The sequence below is a fragment of the Idiomarina sp. D18 genome (genome assembly GCF_057748155.1).
Genome location: NZ_CM173240.1, coordinates 1844311 through 1865974, shown reverse-complemented (window position 1 = coordinate 1865974; position 21664 = coordinate 1844311). Strand labels below are relative to the sequence as shown.

Here is a 21664-nt window from a genome sequence, read left to right as displayed (position 1 = left end):
AAGGAGCCGTTGTGTCTGTAAAAAAAATTCTGCTGGCGCTGGTGATTATCGCGGCCGTTGTCGCTGCGGTGATGTTCGATGTTACGCAGTATCTCAATCTTGATACGCTTAAAGCGCAGCAAACACGTGTTAATGGCTGGTTTGAGGCGGAACCGTTACTGACTTTTGCTATCTACTTTGTCGCTTATGTTTTGGTCACTGCATTATCGATCCCGGGTGCCACGATCCTAACCTTAGGTGCCGGTGCCATTTTTGGACTCGGCTGGGGGTTGCTACTAGCCAGTTTTGCCAGCTCGGTCGGTGCTCTGCTGGCCTTTTTAAGTGCACGCTTTTTATTAAAAGACTGGGTGCAAAACAAGTTTGATCAGCGGCTCGAAGCGATCAACCGCGGCGTCAAGCGTGACGGCGCCTTTTATCTGTTGAGCTTAAGGCTGGTACCCATTTTTCCGTTTTTTGTGATTAATCTGGCTTTAGGTCTTACACAGATTCGAACATGGACATTCTATTGGGTGAGTCAAGTCGGCATGTTGTTGGGTACCGTTGTTTATGTCAACGCCGGTACTCAGCTCGCAGAGATTGAACAAGTGGGCGATGTGGTCTCGGCCGATCTCATTGGCGCGTTTGTGTTATTGGGTATCTTTCCTCTGATCGCCAAATGGTTACTTACAGCTATCAAGCGTCGTCGGGCGTTTAAAGGTTTCACCCGCCCTCAACACTACGACAATAACCTTATCGTCATTGGTGCAGGCTCAGCGGGCTTAGTCAGCGCTTACATCGCGGCAACGGTGAAAGCCAAAGTGACCTTAATTGAACGCGACAAAATGGGTGGTGACTGCCTTAATACCGGGTGCGTGCCGTCAAAAGCATTATTGCATGTGGCTAATCAAGTGCATCACATGCGTCATAGCGAGCAGCTTGGTATTAAAGTTGACTCGGTATCTGTGGACTTTCAGCAAGTGCTTGCGCGAGTGCAGCAAGTGATACAACGTATTGAGCCGCATGACTCGGTCGAGCGCTACCAAGGTTTGGGTGTCAACGTAGAGCTCGGTGAAGCGACCATCAAATCGCCGTGGGAAGTGGAACTCAAGCAAGACGGCGAGTTGCGTCGCTTAACTACTAAACATATCGTAGTGGCGACGGGCGCGCGGCCGCTCGTGCCGAACTTACCGGGCATCAACGAAGTAGATTACCTGACGTCGGATAACCTGTGGCAGCTCCGCGAGTTACCTAAACGCTTATTGATTTTAGGCGGTGGACCGGTTGGTTGCGAAATGGCACAAGCTTTTCAAAGACTGGGCAGTGAGGTACATCTGGTCGAGATGAGTGAGCGTTTGTTGACGAACGAAGACCCGGATACGTCGACTTATGTTGCACGCGCGCTTCAAGGTGACGGCGTTACATTGCATCTGGGCACCCAGGCGAAAGCCTTTAGCCAAACCGAGCAGGGCGTTGAGCTCACGGTCGAAAGTGAGCAAGGAGAACAGTCATTGCACGCCGATCGGGTGCTTTTGGCGCTAGGCAGACAGGCGAATCTGGAAGGTTTTGGTTTAGAAGAACTGGGCATTGAGCAGAGTAAAACCATACAGGTCGATGAGTTCATGCAAACCAGCCTGCCCAATATTTATGCCTGTGGTGATGTTGCCGGCCCGTATCAGTTTACTCATGTTGCTTCACACCAAGCATGGTATGCCACGGTGAATGCGTTGTTTGGTCGTTTCAAACGCTTTCGTGTTGATTACTCGGTGATCCCCTGGGTCACTTATACCTCACCGCAAGTCGCCAATGTGGGTTTGACAGAACAGCAAGCAAAGGCACAGCAGGTTGATTATGAAACCACGTGCTATGACATTGCCGAGCTGGATCGCGCGATAGCCGATGGCAATGCCAACGGACGTGTAAAAGTGCTGACTGAGCCGGGTAAAGATACGATTTTAGGGGTTAATATTGTCGGTCCCCAGGCGGGGGAGTTACTGGCCGAGTTTGTCTTAGCAATGAAGCAGGGGATCGGACTTAATAAAATTCTTGGAACTATTCATAGTTACCCCACTCTGGCTGAGGCGAACAAATATGCAGCAGGTGAGTGGAAGCGCGCGCATGCGCCCGAAAAACTGTTAAAGTGGGTTGAGAAACTACACCGATGGTTACGATCATGAAACGTCTCACTCTATTACTGGCTGTTATTATGTACTTGGGCTATGTTGCGCCGAGCGCTGCGCAACAACAAACGACCCCCGTGTACTTTTATGCCTGGGGCGGTAATCCCACCATTAATGATTACATTCGCTGGGCAGCCAAGGAACTGCGACCGCAAGGTATTCAGTTACAACACGTGAAGGTGGCTGATATCGCCGAGGTAGTCAAACAACTGGTCGATGGTCAGAGCAACGCCGATTTAATATGGATTAATGGCGAGAACTTTCATGCGTTGAAAGAGGCTGATCGCCTGATGCCGATACTCACCGAGCTGAATATTAAAGAGAGATTGAATGATCAGCTGAGTTGGCAAAGCGACTTTGGTGAACCGGTCGCCGACCTCGAGGTACCGTGGGGCGTCGGACAGTTCTATCTGTTGACCTGTAACACATGCGTTGCCGGTGATCACATCAGTGCCGCGGAATTACTGGAGTATGCTGCCGAACATCCCGGTCGTATTACGTATCCTAAACCGCCGGAGTTTCATGGCACCACGTTTTTAAAATCATTATTGCTGTCGCTTTCTGAGCAAGATGAAGCATTTCTCAAGCCTGTCGATGCGGTCGACGCCGAAAAACTGACAGCACCTTTGTGGACCTACTTAGACGAGTTACAGCCGTTATTATGGCAAGGCGGTGAGAATTACCCGTCGAGTGCGGCACAACAACTAAATTGGTTCGCTAACAAGCAACTTGATGTCGCGCCGTCGTTTAATCCGAATGAGGTTAAAACGCTCGTCAATCAGGGACGAGTGCCGGCGGGCACCAAACGCATCACCTTAGGCAATGCGGCTATCACCAATAGTCATTATTTAGCGATTCCAAAGAGCAGTGGTCATCCCCAGGCCGCGAAGCAGGTGATTACCTTTTTCCTATCAGAGGCCGCACAACGCAAAAAAGCTGACTTATCGGGCTGGGGCGACCCGACAGTATTGGATATCGCGCTACCCGATACGCCGGCGATGCTGCCAGTCGCGGCGGAGTTTCATGTCAGTTGGCAAACCTATTTAGAGCAACAGTGGCAACAACGATATCCGCGCTAATGATAAGTCGTATGGTGCGCGTAGCAATAGCATTGCTGTGGTTAATACTGCCGTTGGGCGTTGTGCTCTGGCAAAGCACAACGGCGTCTTTTGAAGGGGCGTTGAGCGATGCATTCAGGGCGTTGAGCGGTAGTGCCTTGCTGACATTCGCGGTGACGTTGATAACCAGCCTGATAGTACTTTTTGGTGCCCTTGGCTTGGCTCGGGGTAAGCGCCTCAGTGCGACGTGGGCGAGCTTTATTGCCGTCCCCCATGTTGCGTTCGCCATTGGTCTATTATGGCTCGTGAGTCCGTCGGGTTGGTTAGTGCGTATCGTCGACGCGTTATTACCCATGTGGCAAGGGCCCTTACAGTCCAGTTGGCTCAGTAGCAAAAGCGCCTTTACCCTGATGGTGGTGTTAGTGCTCAAAGAACTACCATTTTTAATACTAATGACGCAGGCGAATGTTCAACAAATGCCCGTTCTACGCTGGCAACAGCAAGCACAGGCGTTAGGTTACAGTCGCCGCAGGTTTTGGTGGTTGATAGTCGTACCCGCTTTACTTAGACGAATCCGTTTGCCGCTTTACATCATTGCCATTTACACCGTGTCTGTGGTCGACATTCCATTGCTCGTTGGGCCTAACGCGCCCGCACTTTTGGCACAGGCAGTGTTTGAGCTGAACTGGCAGTTTACTAGCAATACGCAAGGATTAGTCCATTGGGGTTCGTTGCTTTTGGTGCTTGTGGCTATAGTCACCTTAGTCGTGCTACGTGTCGTCGAATGGGTACTGCAGCGTTGGCTTAGCTCCCTTGCTGCAAGCGGAAAGCGGACACCCGTCGCTCAAACCACAGGTAAACGTGCGGGTCTCCCTTGGTTTTGGGCGGGATTGGCAGTCATTATTTTTATGAGTTTATTACTGCAGTCAGTTCAGCAGTCGTGGTTTTATCCGTCCTTGTGGCCGCAGGGTTGGCAATGGTCACGTTGGCTCGCCGAATGGCCCTATATCGCACCTTTGCTTTACAACACTTGGATACTCGCCGTACTAAGTGCCACGCTAGCTTGGTTGTCAGCCGTCGCACTATTGGAAGTGCAGGCGCAACGTCAGCAACATCAACTGCACGTTGGCTGGCTGGCAATGCTGATGGTGCCGCAATTAGTTTTGGTTTTGGGCTGGCAACAGACCATTGGGCCCGATAGCGGGTTGATTGGGTTGTTATGGTCTCATACTGTGTTTTGTTTTCCTTATGCGTACTTAACATTGCACGGGGCTTACCATGCGTACCCTAGACGGTGGCTCTGGCAGGCGCGCAGTCTGGGGTATGGTCCTTGGGCGGCATGGTTTAAAATATTAGTTCCCATGTTAAAGCGACCATTAGCTTTAGCTTGGGCGATGGCATTTTCGATCAGTGTAGCTCAGTATTTACCAACTCAATGGCTGGCACCGGTGACCCATCCTACATTGACGACTGAGGCTGTCAGCATTGCGTCGGGCGGGGATTGGCGACTCGGTAGTGTCTATGCCCTGGCACAATGGGCGAGTGTTTGGATCGTATTCATGTTGGCTTTATGGGGGACACGTGCTCGAAATTAATCATCTCACTATGGTGTTTAAATATCATCAGTTAGTGATTCCATCGCTGACTGTATCAGCCGGTGAAGTACTGACGCTGACAGGTACGAGCGGTATTGGTAAATCAAGTTTATTACAGTGGATACTGGGTGTACCGCAACCTGACATCACGATTGAAGGTCAGATCAAACTCAACGGCGAGGATGTAGGAGCGTTACCCATTGAACGCCGACAGATAGGGTTAGTGACACAGCAAGTGGATTTATTTCCACACATGACCGTCGAGCAAAACCTATTGTTTGCACTCGCTACTAAGCAGGGTGATGATACAGCGCGGCACGACTGGGTAAAACAAGAGCTCGATTCGGTTGCACTCGCGGACTACGCCACGGCCTACCCAACGGAGCTCAGTGGTGGTCAAGCAGCCCGCATTGCCTTGTTACGCAGTCTTGCATCGGCACCTAAGAGTATACTGCTTGATGAACCCTTTTCAGCGCTCGACGTAAAACTAAGAAAGACCATACGCGATTTTACTTGGACAACGCTGACAGCAGCCAGCATGCCTGCCATCTTGGTGACGCATGATGTACAGGATGCCCCCGGCAACATCGTCAACTTAGAAGATTACTACTATGATTGATCGCTACTTGATTCCGCCATTGCATCGGTTGCTCAATAAACCCGGACAATGGATCGCTGCGCGTTCTATAACGGCGAATCAAGTGACCCTAATAGGGTTTATTATAGGTATGTTGGCACTGCCACTACTCGCCGTGGGTGCGTTTGAGCTGGCGCTTATCGCTATTTTATTTAATCGTATTGCGGATGGGCTTGATGGTGCCGTTGCTCGGTGTACTGAAACAACCGATGCGGGTGGTTTTTTAGATATCGTCTTGGACTTTATTTTCTATCAAGCGGTGGTGGTCGGGTTTATTTTAAATAGTCCACACGAGCACTTGTTACCTGGACTCTTCTTAATGTTGTCTTTCGTTGGCACTGGTACCAGCTTTTTAGCCTTTGCCGTGCAGGCGTCTAAACGGGGGGTGGACAACCCGCATTATCCGAACAAGTCGATGTATTACATGGGCGGACTTGCCGAAGGTTTTGAAACCTTCGCAGTTTTTATTGTGTTGTGTTTACTGCCGCAGCATTTTGGCATCATCGCTTGGTTATTTGGCGGGGTGTGCTGGGTGACGACGACGACACGTATTTGGGCCGGCTTTAAAACGCTCAAGGCATACGAGTAAAACGATGGAAACATGGATTCGATTAAGCATTTTTCTCGGTATACTTGCACTCATGCTTTTATGGGAAGCAAGACAGCCTAAACGTGTAGCGCGAGTGAGTCGCTGGCATCGTTGGCGCAGTCATCTTGCGCTGATCCTCACATCCAGTGTGCTCATGCGCTTAGTTGCTCCAGTTGGCTTAACAGGGATTGCTTTATGGGTCACTGAAAACAACTGGGGCGTGTTTAATCAATTTGAGCGACCATTGTGGCTCGCCATTGCTTTGGGTCTAATTGCACTGGATGTTGTACTGTATTGGCAACATCGAGCGTTCCACCGTATACCATGGCTATGGCGTTTGCATCGGGTACATCACGCAGATCCAGACTTTGACGTGACTACTGGGGTGCGCTTTCACCCGATTGAGATGTTGCTCAGCTTGGCCATTAAAGCCGCCACGATCACCTTACTGGGTATACCGGCGAGTGCTGTACTGATATTCGAAATAACTTTAAACGCTTGCTCGTTGTTTAATCATGGTAATGTGCAGCTACCTCCAAAGCTCGAATCGATTGTACGTAAAATTCTTATTACTCAAGAATTACACCGTATTCATCACAGTAGTCTTAAACGCGAGACGAATAGTAATTATGGCTTCAGTGTAGTCTGGTGGGACTGGCTATTTGGTAGTTACACCGATCGAGCGAGCGCGGGGTCTGATCACGTCGATATTGGCTTACAAGCGTATCGCAACGAAAAACAGAACACACCTTATATCGAGTTAATAAAGCTCCCATTTTACAAAAATTAGCAACGCTTGCGTAAGCTTTCATAAACATGATACTCATAGCAAAACAAGGAAGGTTTAAAACACACGATACTCTAAGTAAAAAAACAACGTATGAGTATGATATTAAGACTAGCGTTGCCTATTACAAACAGTGCTACTATTAATTAAGAAACATTAAGCAAATAGTCGTGAGTCTCTCTTTAATCATGTGTAAAAAATGAGCTAAAGGAATAGTTTATGCACCAAAGGTGTGAGCGTTATGAGATTTTTGATAATAGTCGCATCGCCATCGTCATTGTCGACAGCGACCGTATTGTCACGTTCGCAAACCAAGGTGCTCAAGATCTACTGGCAAATAAAGTCGATATTGGTAGGCAGCTTGGGGTGCACCTCCCAAATGATGATAAACAGTTTTTTTCAAGTTCCTTTCAGCCCAATGAAATAAGCGGACAGCCTATTTATTATTGCGCCATTGCCGTGGTCGATAACGGTGAGCAACACTTCTTGATTTATTTGCACCCGTTTAATATGAAGTTAAGCGGTACTGAGCATTTGCCGTTTTTGGCACAGCATGACCCATTAACCGGATTACCCAACCGTAATCAGTTTATAAAACGTCTTCAGCGGCACTGCTCATCAGACGCCTGTGAAAAAACACTGACCGCGGTTGTATTTATTGATTTAGATGGATTCAAAGCGATCAACGATAGCTTAGGTCATGAAATGGGCGATAAGCTATTGCAAGTCGTGGCAGGGCGGATTCGGAATCAGTTGCGAAACTCCGATACATTAACGCGATTAAGCGGTGATGAATTTCTAATTATTCTTACCGGTTTAGAAGCGCGCCAAGATGCAGCAACCGTGACACAACGGATCCTTGATGACCTGGCCCGGCCGTATAAAATTGACAGTACTGATCTCTACATTACCGCAAGTGCTGGATTGACCTATTGTCAAGATCGCACGGCACGCGCAGAAATCATGATTCAGCAGGCCGACATTGCCATGTTTGAAGCTAAGCGCGCCGGCAGAAACACCTTCCAGTGGTTCGATAGAGCGCTCAATGATGAGGTGAACCGAGCACTATTAATTCGCAACACCGTACAAAAAGGTCTCGATAAACAACAATTTCACTTGGTCTATCAACCTCAAATTTGCCTTGAAGCAGAGACGGTCTGTGGCATCGAGGCACTAGTACGCTGGCGCCATCCCGATATTGACGGCTTATCGCCCGCCGAGTTTATCCCCATCCTCGAGAGTTCTGGCCAAATTATCCCGCTCAGTTATTGGATCATGCGCCAGGCTTTTAGTGATTGGCACAAAATAAAGCCTTACTTAGCTGAAGGAGCGCGTGTATCGGTGAATATCTCAACGGTTCATATTTCACGTTCGGATTTCATCGAACAACTTGAGCGCGTCATGTTGGAGACAAACATCAAACCCAGTGATATTAAGTTAGAAATCACCGAATCAATGATGTTACGAAACGCGCAAACGGCTGTCGCGACGCTCGACAAATTAGCCGATAAAGGAATCGCGATCGCGCTTGATGATTTCGGTACAGGCTTCTCAAACTTGAGATACCTCACGCAAATGCCTATTTCGGACGTGAAGCTCGACCGTAGTTTTATCCGTGATATTGATACCCATAAAGCAAATCAAGCGATAGTGAGAGGTATCACCAGTATGTCTCATGAGCTAGGGCTTAAGATTGTTGCTGAAGGCGTGGAAACAATATCGGAAAAGGCAGAGGTCAAAAAACTTCAGGCAGACATTATGCAAGGTTACCTCGAAGCAACGCCGCTGCGGTTTGAGCCGCTCATTGAGTTTTTAACAAAGCGTCATCAATAATTCAGTAAACCTGGCGTCCCCGGCAGGAGTCGAACCTGCGACCTGCCGCTTAGGAGGCGGCTGCTCTATCCTGCTGAGCTACGGGGACAACCGAGTGAGCTGGCAAAGTATGCCAGACTCAGATTAAGCTTTCCAGCCAACCACTATCTCGAACTCGTGTTTTTCGACACGGCGGGGATCACCCAATCGTTAATCTGCACATTGGTTAATACATCTGTATTGTCGAGAGAGGCGACTGCACTATCAGGCTGCACCTGTTCAACCGTAACGGTAAAACGACTAACCTGCCAGCGCTGACGAAAATGTCCTTGCGCGTCGACATAGTTGCTAGGATGAACCACCTTTAATGTGTCACCGACCTTCACCCCATGCGATGAGCCCAGGTTGACCTGGATCTTTTGCCGATCATGCCAAACAACTCGACCACGGGTGGGTTTACACTGCACTTGCATCTGTATCCCTGTCGCCAGCTCTTCTAAGGATGAGGCAAGTGAGACACCAAAGGGTGCGTTCCAAAACGTATTAGTCGCGACATCAACCTGAGCATTACGCGAGAACGTCCAAGGTTCAGCATCCTCGACGCGTGCGCGAGTAATGAGTTCGCCACTCATTGCGTCGAGCAAATACAGGGTGAGAGAAAAATGCCGTGTTGGTTGCTGATCGAACACGCCCAAGAATGCGTTGTTTTCGGTCACCGAAAGGTCGTCAAAAATACCTAAAATGACAAATTGACTGTCATTGGCGTACCCAATCTGGCGTCCGATACGACCGACTTCATTTAAGTTCAGTCCATCCAGTGCTGCCTGAAGTCCGGCATGACGTTTTAATGTATGAGTGACAAAAAGTTGCTCGCTTTGTCGAGCGATATCCCGTGCAAGATGCTGAGCCGCCACTTCACCCAAGTCCCACACCTGTCCGTACGCAGCATGTTCACGATTCGAAAATTCGAACGGGGCAATAGTGACACCGGCTTTGTAGCGTTGACCAGCACAACTGTCCTGATTAGACCAAATCTCGGTTTGAACGAGCACGAATACGCGACCATCTCGGGTTTCTTCACGCAAGACTTCAACTCGTTCAAGCTCTCCGGAAGCCGCGAGTTCAGTTTCTTGGTTTTGTATGACACCGTTAACAACCAGTTGATTCGAACGAATCGTACTTCCGGTCATCATCAACGCTTGCTGGAGTGCGTTCTCAATCGCCTGATCCCGAGCTGCCTGAGTATCTCCTCCCACAATGCGAGCACTACCTTCCACCTCAATGACACGGGCAAACACAGGGAGTGTCATAATTCCGACGATAATGCCAATAATCAACGTACGCAGCATAGAAAAACCTTTAATCAATGACCCTCAAGGGCTGTGTGATTAAAGTAAGCAAGAATTAGACCAGAATTAGTAGTAGACCACACGTTTAATGGTTTGCTTACGACTCGTACTCTCGTACAACTGATGCACCTTCGCAAAATCAAGACGCAGCTCAGTGGCATAATAATCGCCTACTGTGTAGGTTCGTACGACCTCAGCTCCGCGGATAACACCATCAACCGATGCTTGAAATTGGTCGTTGCCCAGCGACCAGTTTTGCACTGAGGTCTTGCCGGAAATACGTTGACCATAAACTTGCTCGGCGAGCTCGCGATAGGCTTCGAGCTTGGATGCGCGCATTGCGGCGAGGTCTTTATGTTGAGGCGTTTCGCCAGGTTGCGCATCGATGGGGGCAAACCCCGTTGCCGTTAACACAGGAAAAGTATCGGGTGTTTTAGTTTCCCACTCAACGTATTGTTGGTCATGCACTAAACTACAACCGGATAGCGCCACCAACGTAGAAAATACGAACGCAATTGATGCTGACCGCTTCATACAAACCTCGTTAGAACCCATAAAGGATGATTACAAAGGTTAACGGCAACAGCGTAGAATTCTTTAGCGAATACGACCTTTAGAATCGTAAGTGACGGTATCGCCGCGGGCTTGGGAGGCATGACGAATAATCGTTTGCTTAAGCTGCTCGATATTAGAGAGTGTGCGGTTAACAACCTGCTCGTTAACATCGCTTTGCTGTTTTACACGCGCCAGTAAGTCATTAATGGTTCGCATTTGAGCAGCAAGCTCGTCGTCAGATTGAAGTAACGATTTATCAGGATGTTGCGCGATAAATGCGTCGTACTCTTGTAGTTGCTCAACAAGCGTCGATTTGATTTCTGTCAATTCGGCTACGCGCGCATGCTCGCGCTCAACTACGGCGGTCAATTCATGGTGCTGACACTCGCGCAACTGTTCGAGCGTTTGTGTCATTAAATCGAGAACTTCAGTTAATGGGGTAGACATAAATGTATTACTGCGCCCTATGATTGTTTATCAGTATCAATGGAGTCGCCGAATAAGTCACCCTCAAACTGTGCCAGTTTTGACGCTAGGCGCTCAACGTCTACTTTATAGGAGCCGTTTTCGATTGCCGCTTTAATGCGGTCTACTTTCGCTTGATCGATGCCGCTACTGTTCATTGCTTTTTCCTGTAAAGCATTGATGTTTTTCGCTTCCGATGTCAACGACACCGACTCAGCACTTTTTTGCGTTGCGCTGTCGGTCTGACCATTACTGTTGCTAGACACTTGACGTTGTGTCTGTTTGGTGTCAATCGTATTGTTCTTAACACCGTTATTGTTGATATTGATTGCCATGATGAAACCTCATTAACTATACGTTCTCGATTTGCTATCGGCGTCGCGACACATAACTTTAGCTGAAAGTATAAAAAAACTACGTATATTTACCTACAAATTGACGGTAACTTCGTTTAAACCGGTCACTATCGCCTCTAACGACTTGTTTGAACGGACATTTTTCACGGCAACCGACTCACCTTGCAAGCCATCAGCAAGCGCTTCACCCGTCGCGGTAATTTTTAACGCTTTACTCTTAGCCACTATTGTAACCTGTTCTCCCTCGCATACAAGACATGTGTCACGCGCCTCAATGGCCTTACCCGCCGCAACTCGGCGCTTAGTTCGCGAGCCAATCAGCAACTGATTATCTTCAAACAGGTTAGCACGAACTTGACTGACATCGACTTCCACTTGGGTTAAGTCGGAGGCGGCAATTAAGTGCCCCGGTTGCATCGGGGTCGCGGCTGCCCAAACGGTCTTGTAGCGATAAATACGGACGGGCACGTAAGTGCGCCACGCCGGTTGCGACTGGCATTTAATTTCTACCGTGGTATAACGTTCCAAAGAAGAGTTACGCGCGAAGTCAACTTGAGGTTCGTGGGCACACAGTTTGGGCGTCATACGTGGATCAAGTGAATTCGCTACAACTTCAACCCGACCGCTATCGGGTTGGACAATTTGTTGGTTTACAAAATTATCCGCCATGGCTTGTAACTGTTTATAGTTGTAAGTGTCGGAATCCGCCATGGCGACCGATGAGGTCAATATGAGAAAAATCGAACTGATTATCTGCAAGGTTCGTACTATCATACCAACTCCGTTTAAAGTTTTTGGTGACTCAGGCCGACAACAACCGTAATGGGTTGTTTTAGTCGTCAATCGATTGACACAGCCGCCTGAGAAAGACGCTTAACGGTATTGCAAGCAAAGAACATGCCAGCGCATGAAGCGCGGCAAACAGGAGCACACATGGCCAGTATCCTCGACTCGGTGAATCAACGTACACAAATGGTGGGTCAAAACCGCCTTGAACTGCTGCTATTTCGATTAGCAGGAAATCAACGGTTTGGCATCAACGTATTTAAAGTACGCGAAGTGTTACCCTGTCCACGCCTGACATCGATTCCTCGCCGTAATCGACTCGTGCGAGGTGTCGCGCATATTCGGGGACAAGCGATCTCCATCATTGATTTGAGTATGGCGACTGGCGGACCTGCAATTACCGATGTTGAAAATCGCTTTATTATCATTGCCGAGTACAACCGGACCGTACAGGGGTTCCTGGTCGGGGGCGTTGATCGTATTATCAATATCAACTGGGAAAACATCATGCCGCCGCCGAAGGGTACTGGGCGAGATGCTTATTTGACGGCCGTCACCGAGATAGAAGAAAAGCTCGTCGAGATTATTGACGTCGAACGGATTCTAGCCGACATCACGCCAGTCAATACGGATGTTAGTGACGAAGTTAAAAATCAACCGATTAATGTCTCGAAAGACAACCTGACGATTTTGATAACCGATGATTCCGCAGTGGCTCGTGGACAAATAAAGCGAGCGCTCGAATCATTGGAGATTCCACTAGAAGTTAAAAAGAACGGTAAAGAAGCGTTGGATTGGTTGAAAGAAAAAGCGCAAGAGGTGTCGGGTGATGTGCATCCACATGTTCCTGTTATCGTTTCCGATGTCGAAATGCCTGTTATGGATGGCTACACCTTAACTGCAGAAATAAAAGCCGATCCCCAATTGGCTGCGGTTCGTGTTATTCTACACACGTCGCTCAGTGGTGTGTTTAACCAAGCGATGGTTAAAAAAGTCGGTGCCGACGATTTCATCGCTAAATTTCATCCGGATGAACTCGCTTCGGCAGTTAAAAAGTGGCTCAATGAAGAGAATATTGTCGCTGATGTCGATTAATGGATTAATGCAGTAAATGACGAGTAATAAAGAACTCAACACAGCAGAGTATCAAGAGTTTAGACAGTTTTTAGAGCATCAATGCGGGATCGTATTAGGTGACAACAAACTGTATCTAGTTAAAAGCCGGCTATCACCGTTGATGAGCCGCTTCAGTATCGACTCGCTGGCAGAACTCGTCAAACGCTCAATGAAAATCAGCGAGCGTGCTTTACGATCCGCCGTGATTGATGCAATGACCACTAACGAAACGCTCTGGTTTCGAGACAGTTACCCATTTGAAATCCTCGCCAATCGCATTTTCGACGTGTATAAAAATGAAACCAGGCCGTTAAAAATTTGGTCGTCCGCTTGTTCAAGCGGCCAAGAGCCTTATTCTATCGCGATGACATACCTCGAATATAAAGCGCGCAACCCCGGTGCGCTAAAAGGCGGGATTAAAATCACTGCGACTGACATATCAAATAAGGTACTTGAACAATGTGCCAAAGCTGAATATGACAGTTTAGCTATCGTCCGAGGTTTATCTCCCGAACGACGTAAGCGATTTTTTGAAGACGGCGCTAAGCCCGGCGTTGCCGTACTTAAAAATGAAGTGAAGCAGTTTGTTCAGTTTCGTCATTTAAACTTGCTCGACAGCTATGCCTTGCTTGGCAAGTTTGATGTTATTTTTTGCCGAAATGTATTGATTTACTTTTCGGCGGCAATTAAACGGCAAATCATTGCCCAATTTAAGCAATCCCTCAATCCTAACGGCTACTTGTTTCTTGGTGCGTCTGAGTCGATATCTGGCTTAACTGACGACTTTGACATGATCCGCTGTAACCCCGGCATTATATACCAGCGCAAAAATTAAGCTTGGCATGAATCGTGCATTATGTTTCTCACCTAATACGTGGGAGACAAAATTATGGCACTCAGCATGGATAAGTTGCTCGGCATTCAGCAATACACGCTGGGTATTCGTACCCAGCGCGCCGAGCTTATTGCAAACAACATTGCCAACGCCGATACCCCAGGCTACAAAGCCAAGGGGCTCGACTTTCAACAAGCACTAGCACAAGCCCAACGTGGCATTCAGAGCCACTCACTCGCGCGTACCCACGAAAAGCATTTTTCGGTTGAAATCAGCCCACAAGGTCAAGAAAAGTTCCGCGTTCCTTCACAACCGGATACCGGTGATGGCAACACCGTCGATGTGCAAGTGGAACAAAACTTGTATGCCAAAAACGCATTGGAATACGAAATGACCATGAACTTCCTCAACGGCAAGATCAGTGGTGTCAAAAAAGCGTTAGGCAGTGGTCAAGCATAGGAACTAACCCATGAGTCTATTCAATATTTTTAACATCAGTGGATCGGCAATGAGCGCACAGTCCGTGCGCTTAAATACAACCGCCAGCAATTTAGCGAATGCCAACTCGGTAAGCAGCAGTATCGACGAAACCTACCGCGCGCGAAGCCCGATCTTTGCGGCAGCACTATCGGATGCAAGTGGCAAGTACCACGGCACCGAGCTGACCAATCAAACTCAAGCCGGTCAGTCGGCAGGAGTCAAGGTCTTAGGCGTCGTGGAAAGCGATAAACCGCTGCAAATCGAATACGCCCCTAACCATCCGATGGCGGATAAAAACGGGTACATCTATCGCTCCAACGTCAACACGATGGAAGAAATGGCAAACATGATTTCCGCCTCGCGCTCGTACCAAACGAACGTACAAGTTGCGGATACTGCAAAAACCATGACTCAGCGCTTGTTGCGCTTAGGTCAAGGCTAACAGGAGATAACCGATGGACGGTGTAAGCAATAACTCCTATATCGATAGCATGCGCTGGCGACGAGAAGAAGGGGCGGAAGCCGCGGACCCGTCGGAACAGCAAAAGCTCGAGCAGGAGGACTTTTTTAAGCTACTGACCGAACAGCTCAACATGCAAGACCCGACGAAGCCCGTCGACAATGATCAAATGATCTCACAGATGACGAGCTTCTCAATGGCCGAAGGCATTAGTCAGCTTTCCAGTCAGTTTACTCAGTTTACCCAAAACATGAGTTCAAATCAGGCGCTGCAGGCATCGACCATGGTGGGCCGCGATGTGCTGGTGCCATCCAACAAAACCTTTGTTGAGTCGGGCGGAACTGCGACCGGCGCCATTGCGCTTGAGCAATCCGGCTATGGGACGAAGGTCACCATCAAGGATAAAGTGGGTCAGGTGGTTGATGTCATTGACCTCGGCGATATGTCGCAAGGGCTTCATGACTTTAGCTGGGATGGCACTAACTCAGCAGGCGAACCGGTCCCCGAAGGCGTGTATAGCATGACAGCACAAAGCACGATGGGGGGTGAGCGGGTCGAAGTGCCATTACAAATGCGTGCCAAAGTTCAAAGCGTCAGCATGGGCAACGGCGAGGGGGTTGTACTTAACCTCAAAGGCCTAGGCGGCATCAAATTTAATCAAGTTTCAGAGATAAGCTAACAAGCGAGGTGACTTATGTCATTCAATATAGCACTTAGCGGGATTTCATCCGCTCAAAAAGATCTGGATGTCACCGCGAACAACGTGGCGAACGTTCGTACGACTGGCTTTAAAGGTTCGCGCGCAGAGTTCGCCGACGTCTTTGCCAACAATATTTTCAGTGGCTCCGACCAACAGACCGGTAACGGTTCTGCGACCGCCTCTGTTGCGCAACAGTTCAGTCAGGGCACGCTTAACTTTACCCAGAACTCACTGGATATGGCGATAAGCGGTAATGGCTTCTTCGCGACCACATCAGGTATCGCTCAGCAAGACTTTACCTACACTCGTGCCGGCGCATTTAAACTTAACGATGACAGCTACATCGTTAACAACCAAGGCCGGTTTTTGCATGGCTTCCCAGTCGATAGTGCCAGCGGCGCAACTCAATCAACGTCACTTGCCGCATCCGGACCGATCCGTATTCCCGATTCAGCAGGTGCACCGTCAGCGACCGAAAACCAATACCAATCATTTAACCTTGATGCGCGTGCACCAGGTATTGATGTTAGCAATGGGTTTAATCCAGAGGATCCGACGTCGTACACCTCGTCCACCTCAACCACGATTTATGACTCCTTAGGTGAGTCGCATGTGATGACAACCTACTATGTAAAACGTAACGCGGCAGATGTCGGCGGTCAGGAAAACGTGTGGGATGTTTACAATACAGTCGATGGTCAAATGGTCGACACCAATCCATCACAAGGTTATACCGGTGCACCAAGCTATGAGCCTTCACCAGGCGATGGTGTTGATAATACCGTATCGAGCCAGCGTATCGTATTTGACCAAAGCGGTTCACCGGTGGGCGTGCCAAATCCAGGCGGCTATAACCTCGACAGTGATACTTTCCCACCGGCAAGCATCTCGCTAGCCAATGTGTTAAGTAATGGCGCCGATACCTCGCAAAACGTACAGATCTTCTACCGCGATCGTCTCGATCAAGGCGGAGACACAGCGCCCACTCAGTTCGCTTCAGATTTTAGCGTCAACCTACTTGAACAAGATGGTACAACGGTCGGTCGTTTAACCAACATCGACATTGCGGAAGACGGCCTGATTTCAGCGAGCTACTCAAACGGTGACGTCCAATACTTAGGCAAAGTAGCGTTAGTGCGTTTTGCCAACGAACAGGGTTTGACCCAGCTCGGTGATGCGTCTTGGTCAGAAAGTCAGTCGTCAGGTATCGCGACCTCGGGTGAAGCAAACTCAGGCGTATTTGGCACCATCGAAGCTTCGGCACTCGAAAACTCAAACGTTGATTTGACCAAAGAATTGGTTGATCTGATTTCTGCACAGCGTAATTTCCAAGCAAACTCACGTTCGCTTGAAATCAATAACAGCTTGCAACAGAACATCTTACAGATTCGTTAATCAATGACGAAGGCTTGAGAGCATACAGTAAGGCTTGCTTCGGCAAGCCTTTTTTTATGTTGACCACCTATTTTGTAGGGAATGCCTCTGTTTTGGCACGAACTCTGCATAGCTAGTACCCAGATGACAAATTTTTGGCTGGAGGTCAGCGATGGATAAAATGCTGTGGATTGCCATGAGTGGTGCTAACGAGAACATGAAAGCAGTCTCGGTACGCGCCAACAATTTGGCTAACACCAACACCACTGGATTTAAAGCAGATCTAGAGCAAGCTCGCTCAATGCAGGCCTTTGGTGAAGGACTGCCAACGCGGGTCTTTTCGATGACAGAAAGCCCGGGGCAAAATTTTGCCGAAGGCCCGATTCGCACTACGGGACGTAATCTTGACGTGGCTATCAACGGCCAAGGCTGGATAGCGGTACAGGATGCCAATGGTAACGAGCGCTACACCCGCAACGGGAGTTTAGAAATTGACGCTGGCGGAATGTTGCGTACTTCATCAGGTGATCCTGTCATGGGCGACGCCGGTCCAGTTCTCATTCCAATGCCGATTGACTCGCTCACCATTGGTCGCAATGGCAATATCTCGATTCGCCCACAAGGTGCACCGGAAGACGCGAATGAAATTGTTGATCGAATCAAATTGGTTAACCCGCCGCTTAACAATGTTGAAAAGACCACGGATGGATACTTTGCATTAAAAGACGGTCAGCAAGCGCTGGCGGACGCTAACGTCAAACTTGAGGTGGGGGCGTTAGAGGGAAGCAACGTCAATGCAATTGGTGAAATGACGAGCATGATAGCGCTTCAGCGCCAATATGAAATGAACGTCAAAATGATGAAAACCGCTGATGAGAACGCTCAGCGTTCAGCAACATTGATGCGCATGAGCTAACGCGTGTCGAGGAGATAGATTATGAACCCCGCATTATGGATTAGTAAAACCGGACTCGACGCACAACAGCGCGACATTTCGGTGATTTCGAATAACTTAGCAAACGCCAGTACCGTGGGCTTTAAAAAAAGCCGCGCGATTTTCGAAGATCTACTCTATCAAAATATTAATCAACCAGGCGGCCAATCAGCGCAGGACGTAGAACTCCCCAATGGCTTGATGCTCGGTGCTGGTACTAAAGTCGTAGCAACCCAAAAATCGCATACGCAAGGTAATGTCCAGACGACCGATAACTCACTCGACGTGATGATCAATGGCAAGGGGTTCTTCCAAGTATTGATGCCCGATGGAACCTTATCCTACACACGTAATGGTCAGTTCTCAGTAAACGAGGAGGGGACTCTGGTTACCTCGGGCAACGGTTATCCTATTGAACCTCAGATTCAGATCCCAGAAGACGCTATCTCACTAAGTATCTCACAGGAAGGGGAAGTCACCGTACGTCAGCCTGGTAATGCGCAAAACGCTGTTATCGGTCAGTTGAACCTAGCCAGCTTTATTAATCCCGCGGGCCTCGAGCCCATCGGACAAAACCTCTATAAAGAAACCGCAGTCAGCGGCGCACCACAAGAGTCCGTGCCCGGTGTCGATGGTGTCGGTAATGTGCGTCAGGGAATGCTAGAAACATCGAATGTGAACGTCACAGAAGAACTGGTTAATCTTATTGAAGCGCAACGGGGCTACGAGATGAATTCAAAAGTCATTTCATCGGTGGACCAAATGTTGAGCTACATTAATCAGCAGTTATAACGGTGGAGGTGAGTATGCGCCTGATTATCATGGCCGGGGTTTTAGTGACATTGGCTGCTTGCAGTAGCAACCAGCCAGCACCGATGCCGAATGACCCATACTACGCGCCCGTACTGCCCGAGGAACGAGCAGAACCGGTCGTACCGACGGGTTCACTGTATCAAGCGCAGTACTCCGATAATATGTATTCAGACATAAAAGCGCGTCGATTAGGCGACATTATTACGGTTACCCTTCAAGAGCGTACGACGGCGAGTAAATCGGCGAACGCACAGACCACGAAGGAGAGTAATGTTGACCTACCGGTACCTACGATCCTTGGGCAAGCGGCGACCATTAATGGCAACCCCATTTCTGCCAACCTAGGAGGAACGCGCGATTTTACCGGTGATGCAACCGCTGACCAGAGCAATAGACTATCAGGCGAGATTACTGTGACCGTGATTCGAACGCTGGCGAACGGTAACCTAATTGTGCGTGGCGAGAAATGGTTACGCATTAACACCGGTGACGAGTATATCCGGTTGACGGGTATTATTCGCCCACAAGATGTCAGCGCTGATAACACCATTCCGTCTACTCGCGTGGCGAACGCGCGTATCGAATACAGTGGCACTGGTAGTCTGGCTTCGACTCAAGAGCAAGGCTGGCTCACTCGTTTCTTTAACAGCAGTTATTGGCCGTTTTAACGGATAAGGAGACGCGCTGTGAACTTTCTTAAAGTGATGTTACTTGGACTTGCCATCATGGGTCAGTTAGTGCTGCCAGTGCAAGCATCACGCATCAAAGATATTGCCTCTGTCGCAGGCATTCGTTCAAACCAACTTATCGGCTATGGCTTAGTGGTGGGTCTACCCGGTACGGGTGAGCAAACACCTTTTACCGATCAGACGTTCCGAACCATGCTCGGCAACTTTGGTATCAACGTACCCCAAGGTCAGCGTCCAAAAATTAATAACGTGGCGGCGGTAGCTGTGCATGCCGAAATTCCCGCATTTGCCAAACCGGGTCAAAAAATCGACGTCACCGTATCCTCTGTGGGGAGCGCTGACAGCTTAACCGGCGGCACGCTATTGCAAACCTTTTTGAAAGGCGCCAACGGTGAAGTCTATGCTGTTGCGCAGGGTAGCCTCATTGTTGGCGGCTTGGGTGCAGAGGGCAGCGATGGTTCTAAAATTGTAATCAATACGCCTACCGTCGGCCGTATTCCAGGCGGCGCTATTGTCGAGCGTGAGATCCCCACCGCATTTGCGCAAGGCGACTACTTTACCTTTAATCTGCATGACTCCGATTTTACCACGGCCAAACGTGTCGCTAACACGATCAATGGTTTAGTGGGTGAGGGCATGGCGCAAGCCATTGATGCAACGTCGATTCGTGTTAAAGCACCGCGCGATTTAAGTCAACGAGTGAGCTACATGTCAACGCTTGAAAACTTGCAAGTTGAACAAGCGATGGCGGCAGCGAAAATTATAATCAACGCACGCACGGGCACGATCGTAGTGGGTCAAAACGTGGAGTTACGTCCAGCCGCGGTGGCACATGGCAACATGCAAGTGACTATCACCGAGGACATGCAAGTCGACCAGCCCAATCCGTTTGGTCAAGGTGATACAGCGGTCACCCCACAGAGTGTGGTCGATATACAGCAGGAAGATGCGCGGATGTTTGTGTTTAACCCAGGCACCACACTGAACGATTTGGTGCGAGCTGTAAATCAAGTCGGCGCGGCCCCTGGTGATATAATCGCCGTACTGGAAGCCTTAAAGCAAGCAGGAGCTATTTCCGGTGAGCTCATCGTTATTTAATACCGACGCCACTCGCTTGTATGACCTTGCGCCCAAAGCGCAAGGTACTGGAGCCGTGCTCGATAACCACGCGCTCGACAGTCTTCGTGAACAAGCCTTTGGTGACGACAAAGAGCAAGCCCTGCGCGAGGCGGCGAAACAGTTCGAAGCGATTTTCTTAAACATGGTCATGGGAAGCATGCGTAAAGCCAACGATGTGTTTGCGGAAGGCAACATGCTCAATAGCCGCTACACAAAGATGTACCGCGACATGTATGACCAACAACTCACGTCAGAGTTATCAAATCAGGGGTCACTCGGACTCGCGGATCTCATGGTTCAGCAACTGAGCAAGCAAGGTGGATTTGATACGCAGCAACGGGTTGGCGCAAAACTCGATGACCCAAGAGCCGCGGTCGTGAATAATCGCTCCACTCGCTTAAGTGACCAAGGCGGGCGTCCTGTCGGGTTGTTTTACGGAGACACCCGGGTGAATACACTCAATATTGGTGATCAAGCACAACACATTTCCAGCCAAAATGACTTCATCGATGCTTTAAGACCACAAGCCGAAGCGGTTGCCAAAGAAACCGGCTTACCCGCCAAAGCATTGATCGCTCAAGCGGCGTTAGAAACAGGCTGGGGACAGCGCATGGTACCGGGACGGCATGGCGGCTCGAGTAATAATCTGTTTAATATTAAGGCTGATAGTCGTTGGCAAGGCGAACAGTCGCATGTAAACACCTTAGAGTTTGATGGCCACCAAGCCAACAAGCAACGCGCGGCATTTCGTAGTTACCAAAATATTGAGCAAAGTTTACACGATTATGCTAGTTTCATAACAGAACATCCGCGTTATCAACAAGCCGTCGCAGCGGCCGAGGATCCCGCCCAATATATCGAGCAATTACAGAGCGCGGGCTATGCAACGGATCCTAACTACGCCAACAAGGTTAAGTCCATTATGCAACGGTTATAAGCGGCAACTCATTGCCGCTTTACGTAATTTTACACTTAACTTTTTGCTGTTTTTGTCGATAA

The 21664-nt window shown here is 49.0% G+C and carries 23 protein-coding genes and 1 tRNA gene; 18 read left to right on the top strand and 6 right to left on the bottom strand.

Translation table 11 applies throughout. The annotated features are described in order from the left end of the window. Positions 1 to 11: 11 nt before the first annotated feature. The 7 genes from lpdA to AC3AP5_RS09030 all read left to right on the top strand — a co-directional run bounded on the left by lpdA (position 12) and on the right by AC3AP5_RS09030 (position 8655). Positions 12 to 2153: a dihydrolipoyl dehydrogenase gene (gene lpdA, locus AC3AP5_RS09060; RefSeq protein ID WP_487326559.1), complete on the top strand. Its 2142-nt coding sequence runs from the start codon at positions 12 to 14 to the stop codon at positions 2151 to 2153. Further along, entirely contained in the window at positions 2150 to 3235 is a 1086-nt protein-coding gene (locus AC3AP5_RS09055) for an ABC transporter substrate-binding protein (RefSeq protein ID WP_487326558.1), read from the top strand. Before lpdA ends, AC3AP5_RS09055 begins: the two co-directional genes overlap by 4 nt. Beyond that, positions 3235 to 4809, top strand: a complete 1575-nt coding sequence (locus AC3AP5_RS09050) for an ABC transporter permease family protein (protein ID WP_487326557.1) — start codon at positions 3235 to 3237, stop codon at positions 4807 to 4809. Before AC3AP5_RS09055 ends, AC3AP5_RS09050 begins: the two co-directional genes overlap by 1 nt. Then, positions 4796 to 5428 carry an ATP-binding cassette domain-containing protein gene (locus AC3AP5_RS09045; protein WP_487326556.1) on the top strand — a complete coding sequence of 211 codons (633 nt, stop codon included), beginning with the start codon at positions 4796 to 4798 and terminating at the stop codon, positions 5426 to 5428. Before AC3AP5_RS09050 ends, AC3AP5_RS09045 begins: the two co-directional genes overlap by 14 nt. Continuing rightward, the gene (locus AC3AP5_RS09040; protein ID WP_286682015.1) at positions 5421 to 6035 is read left to right on the top strand and encodes a CDP-alcohol phosphatidyltransferase family protein; all 615 of its coding nucleotides are present in this window, start codon (positions 5421 to 5423) and stop codon (positions 6033 to 6035) included. Before AC3AP5_RS09045 ends, AC3AP5_RS09040 begins: the two co-directional genes overlap by 8 nt. 4 nt (positions 6036 to 6039) lie before the next feature. Next, on the top strand, positions 6040 to 6825 hold the full coding sequence (locus AC3AP5_RS09035; RefSeq protein WP_487326555.1) for a sterol desaturase family protein: 786 nt from the start codon (positions 6040 to 6042) through the stop codon (positions 6823 to 6825). Between the two features lie 216 nt (positions 6826 to 7041). Beyond that, on the top strand, positions 7042 to 8655 hold the full coding sequence (locus tag AC3AP5_RS09030; protein WP_487326554.1) for an EAL domain-containing protein: 1614 nt from the start codon (positions 7042 to 7044) through the stop codon (positions 8653 to 8655). 11 nt (positions 8656 to 8666) lie between these two features. Here the strand turns inward: AC3AP5_RS09030 and AC3AP5_RS09025 are convergent. From AC3AP5_RS09025 to flgA, 6 genes are all read right to left on the bottom strand, one after another. Beyond that, positions 8667 to 8743: transfer RNA gene (locus AC3AP5_RS09025), tRNA-Arg, on the bottom strand. 55 nt (positions 8744 to 8798) lie between these two features. Continuing rightward, a complete protein-coding gene (locus AC3AP5_RS09020; RefSeq protein ID WP_006954842.1) occupies positions 8799 to 9983 on the bottom strand; it encodes a flagella assembly protein FlgT in 1185 nt (394 codons plus the stop codon). Between the two features lie 66 nt (positions 9984 to 10049). Continuing rightward, complete coding sequence (locus tag AC3AP5_RS09015) at positions 10050 to 10517, bottom strand: LPP20 family lipoprotein (RefSeq protein ID WP_272977877.1); 468 nt, start codon at positions 10515 to 10517, stop codon at positions 10050 to 10052. Positions 10518 to 10580: 63 nt separating this feature from the next. Next, on the bottom strand, positions 10581 to 10985 hold the full coding sequence (gene flgN, locus AC3AP5_RS09010; protein ID WP_487326553.1) for a flagellar export chaperone FlgN: 405 nt from the start codon (positions 10983 to 10985) through the stop codon (positions 10581 to 10583). A gap of 17 nt (positions 10986 to 11002) precedes the next feature. Beyond that, positions 11003 to 11338, bottom strand: coding sequence for a flagellar biosynthesis anti-sigma factor FlgM (flgM, locus tag AC3AP5_RS09005; protein ID WP_006954845.1), 336 nt, complete (start codon positions 11336 to 11338; stop codon positions 11003 to 11005). A gap of 93 nt (positions 11339 to 11431) precedes the next feature. Further along, entirely contained in the window at positions 11432 to 12133 is a 702-nt protein-coding gene (gene flgA, locus AC3AP5_RS09000; protein ID WP_006954846.1) for a flagellar basal body P-ring formation chaperone FlgA, read from the bottom strand. Positions 12134 to 12292: 159 nt separating this feature from the next. Between flgA and AC3AP5_RS08995 the strand changes: the two genes are divergently transcribed. The 11 genes from AC3AP5_RS08995 to flgJ all read left to right on the top strand — a co-directional run bounded on the left by AC3AP5_RS08995 (position 12293) and on the right by flgJ (position 21602). Then, the gene (locus tag AC3AP5_RS08995; RefSeq protein ID WP_040487708.1) at positions 12293 to 13240 is read left to right on the top strand and encodes a chemotaxis protein; all 948 of its coding nucleotides are present in this window, start codon (positions 12293 to 12295) and stop codon (positions 13238 to 13240) included. 16 nt (positions 13241 to 13256) lie between these two features. Then, positions 13257 to 14096, top strand: coding sequence for a CheR family methyltransferase (locus tag AC3AP5_RS08990; protein WP_487326552.1), 840 nt, complete (start codon positions 13257 to 13259; stop codon positions 14094 to 14096). A gap of 54 nt (positions 14097 to 14150) precedes the next feature. Further along, positions 14151 to 14555 (top strand): flagellar basal body rod protein FlgB, encoded by a 405-nt coding sequence (gene flgB, locus AC3AP5_RS08985; RefSeq protein WP_006954849.1) that lies wholly within the window; start codon positions 14151 to 14153, stop codon positions 14553 to 14555. Positions 14556 to 14565: 10 nt separating this feature from the next. Further along, entirely contained in the window at positions 14566 to 15018 is a 453-nt protein-coding gene (gene flgC, locus AC3AP5_RS08980; protein ID WP_006954850.1) for a flagellar basal body rod protein FlgC, read from the top strand. Between the two features lie 13 nt (positions 15019 to 15031). Further along, positions 15032 to 15715, top strand: coding sequence for a flagellar hook assembly protein FlgD (locus AC3AP5_RS08975; protein ID WP_006954851.1), 684 nt, complete (start codon positions 15032 to 15034; stop codon positions 15713 to 15715). 15 nt (positions 15716 to 15730) lie between these two features. Then, positions 15731 to 17131: a flagellar hook protein FlgE gene (gene flgE, locus AC3AP5_RS08970; RefSeq protein WP_006954852.1), complete on the top strand. Its 1401-nt coding sequence runs from the start codon at positions 15731 to 15733 to the stop codon at positions 17129 to 17131. Positions 17132 to 17282: 151 nt separating this feature from the next. Next, on the top strand, positions 17283 to 18026 hold the full coding sequence (gene flgF, locus AC3AP5_RS08965) for a flagellar basal-body rod protein FlgF (RefSeq protein ID WP_006954853.1): 744 nt from the start codon (positions 17283 to 17285) through the stop codon (positions 18024 to 18026). Between the two features lie 21 nt (positions 18027 to 18047). Beyond that, positions 18048 to 18836, top strand: a complete 789-nt coding sequence (gene flgG, locus AC3AP5_RS08960; protein ID WP_006954854.1) for a flagellar basal-body rod protein FlgG — start codon at positions 18048 to 18050, stop codon at positions 18834 to 18836. A gap of 14 nt (positions 18837 to 18850) precedes the next feature. Continuing rightward, the gene (flgH, locus tag AC3AP5_RS08955; protein ID WP_006954855.1) at positions 18851 to 19525 is read left to right on the top strand and encodes a flagellar basal body L-ring protein FlgH; all 675 of its coding nucleotides are present in this window, start codon (positions 18851 to 18853) and stop codon (positions 19523 to 19525) included. 18 nt (positions 19526 to 19543) lie between these two features. Next, positions 19544 to 20644, top strand: coding sequence for a flagellar basal body P-ring protein FlgI (locus tag AC3AP5_RS08950; RefSeq protein ID WP_006954856.1), 1101 nt, complete (start codon positions 19544 to 19546; stop codon positions 20642 to 20644). Further along, positions 20625 to 21602: a flagellar assembly peptidoglycan hydrolase FlgJ gene (gene flgJ, locus AC3AP5_RS08945; RefSeq protein ID WP_272977878.1), complete on the top strand. Its 978-nt coding sequence runs from the start codon at positions 20625 to 20627 to the stop codon at positions 21600 to 21602. The genes AC3AP5_RS08950 and flgJ overlap by 20 nt, the downstream gene beginning before the upstream one ends. Positions 21603 to 21664: the final 62 nt, after the last annotated feature.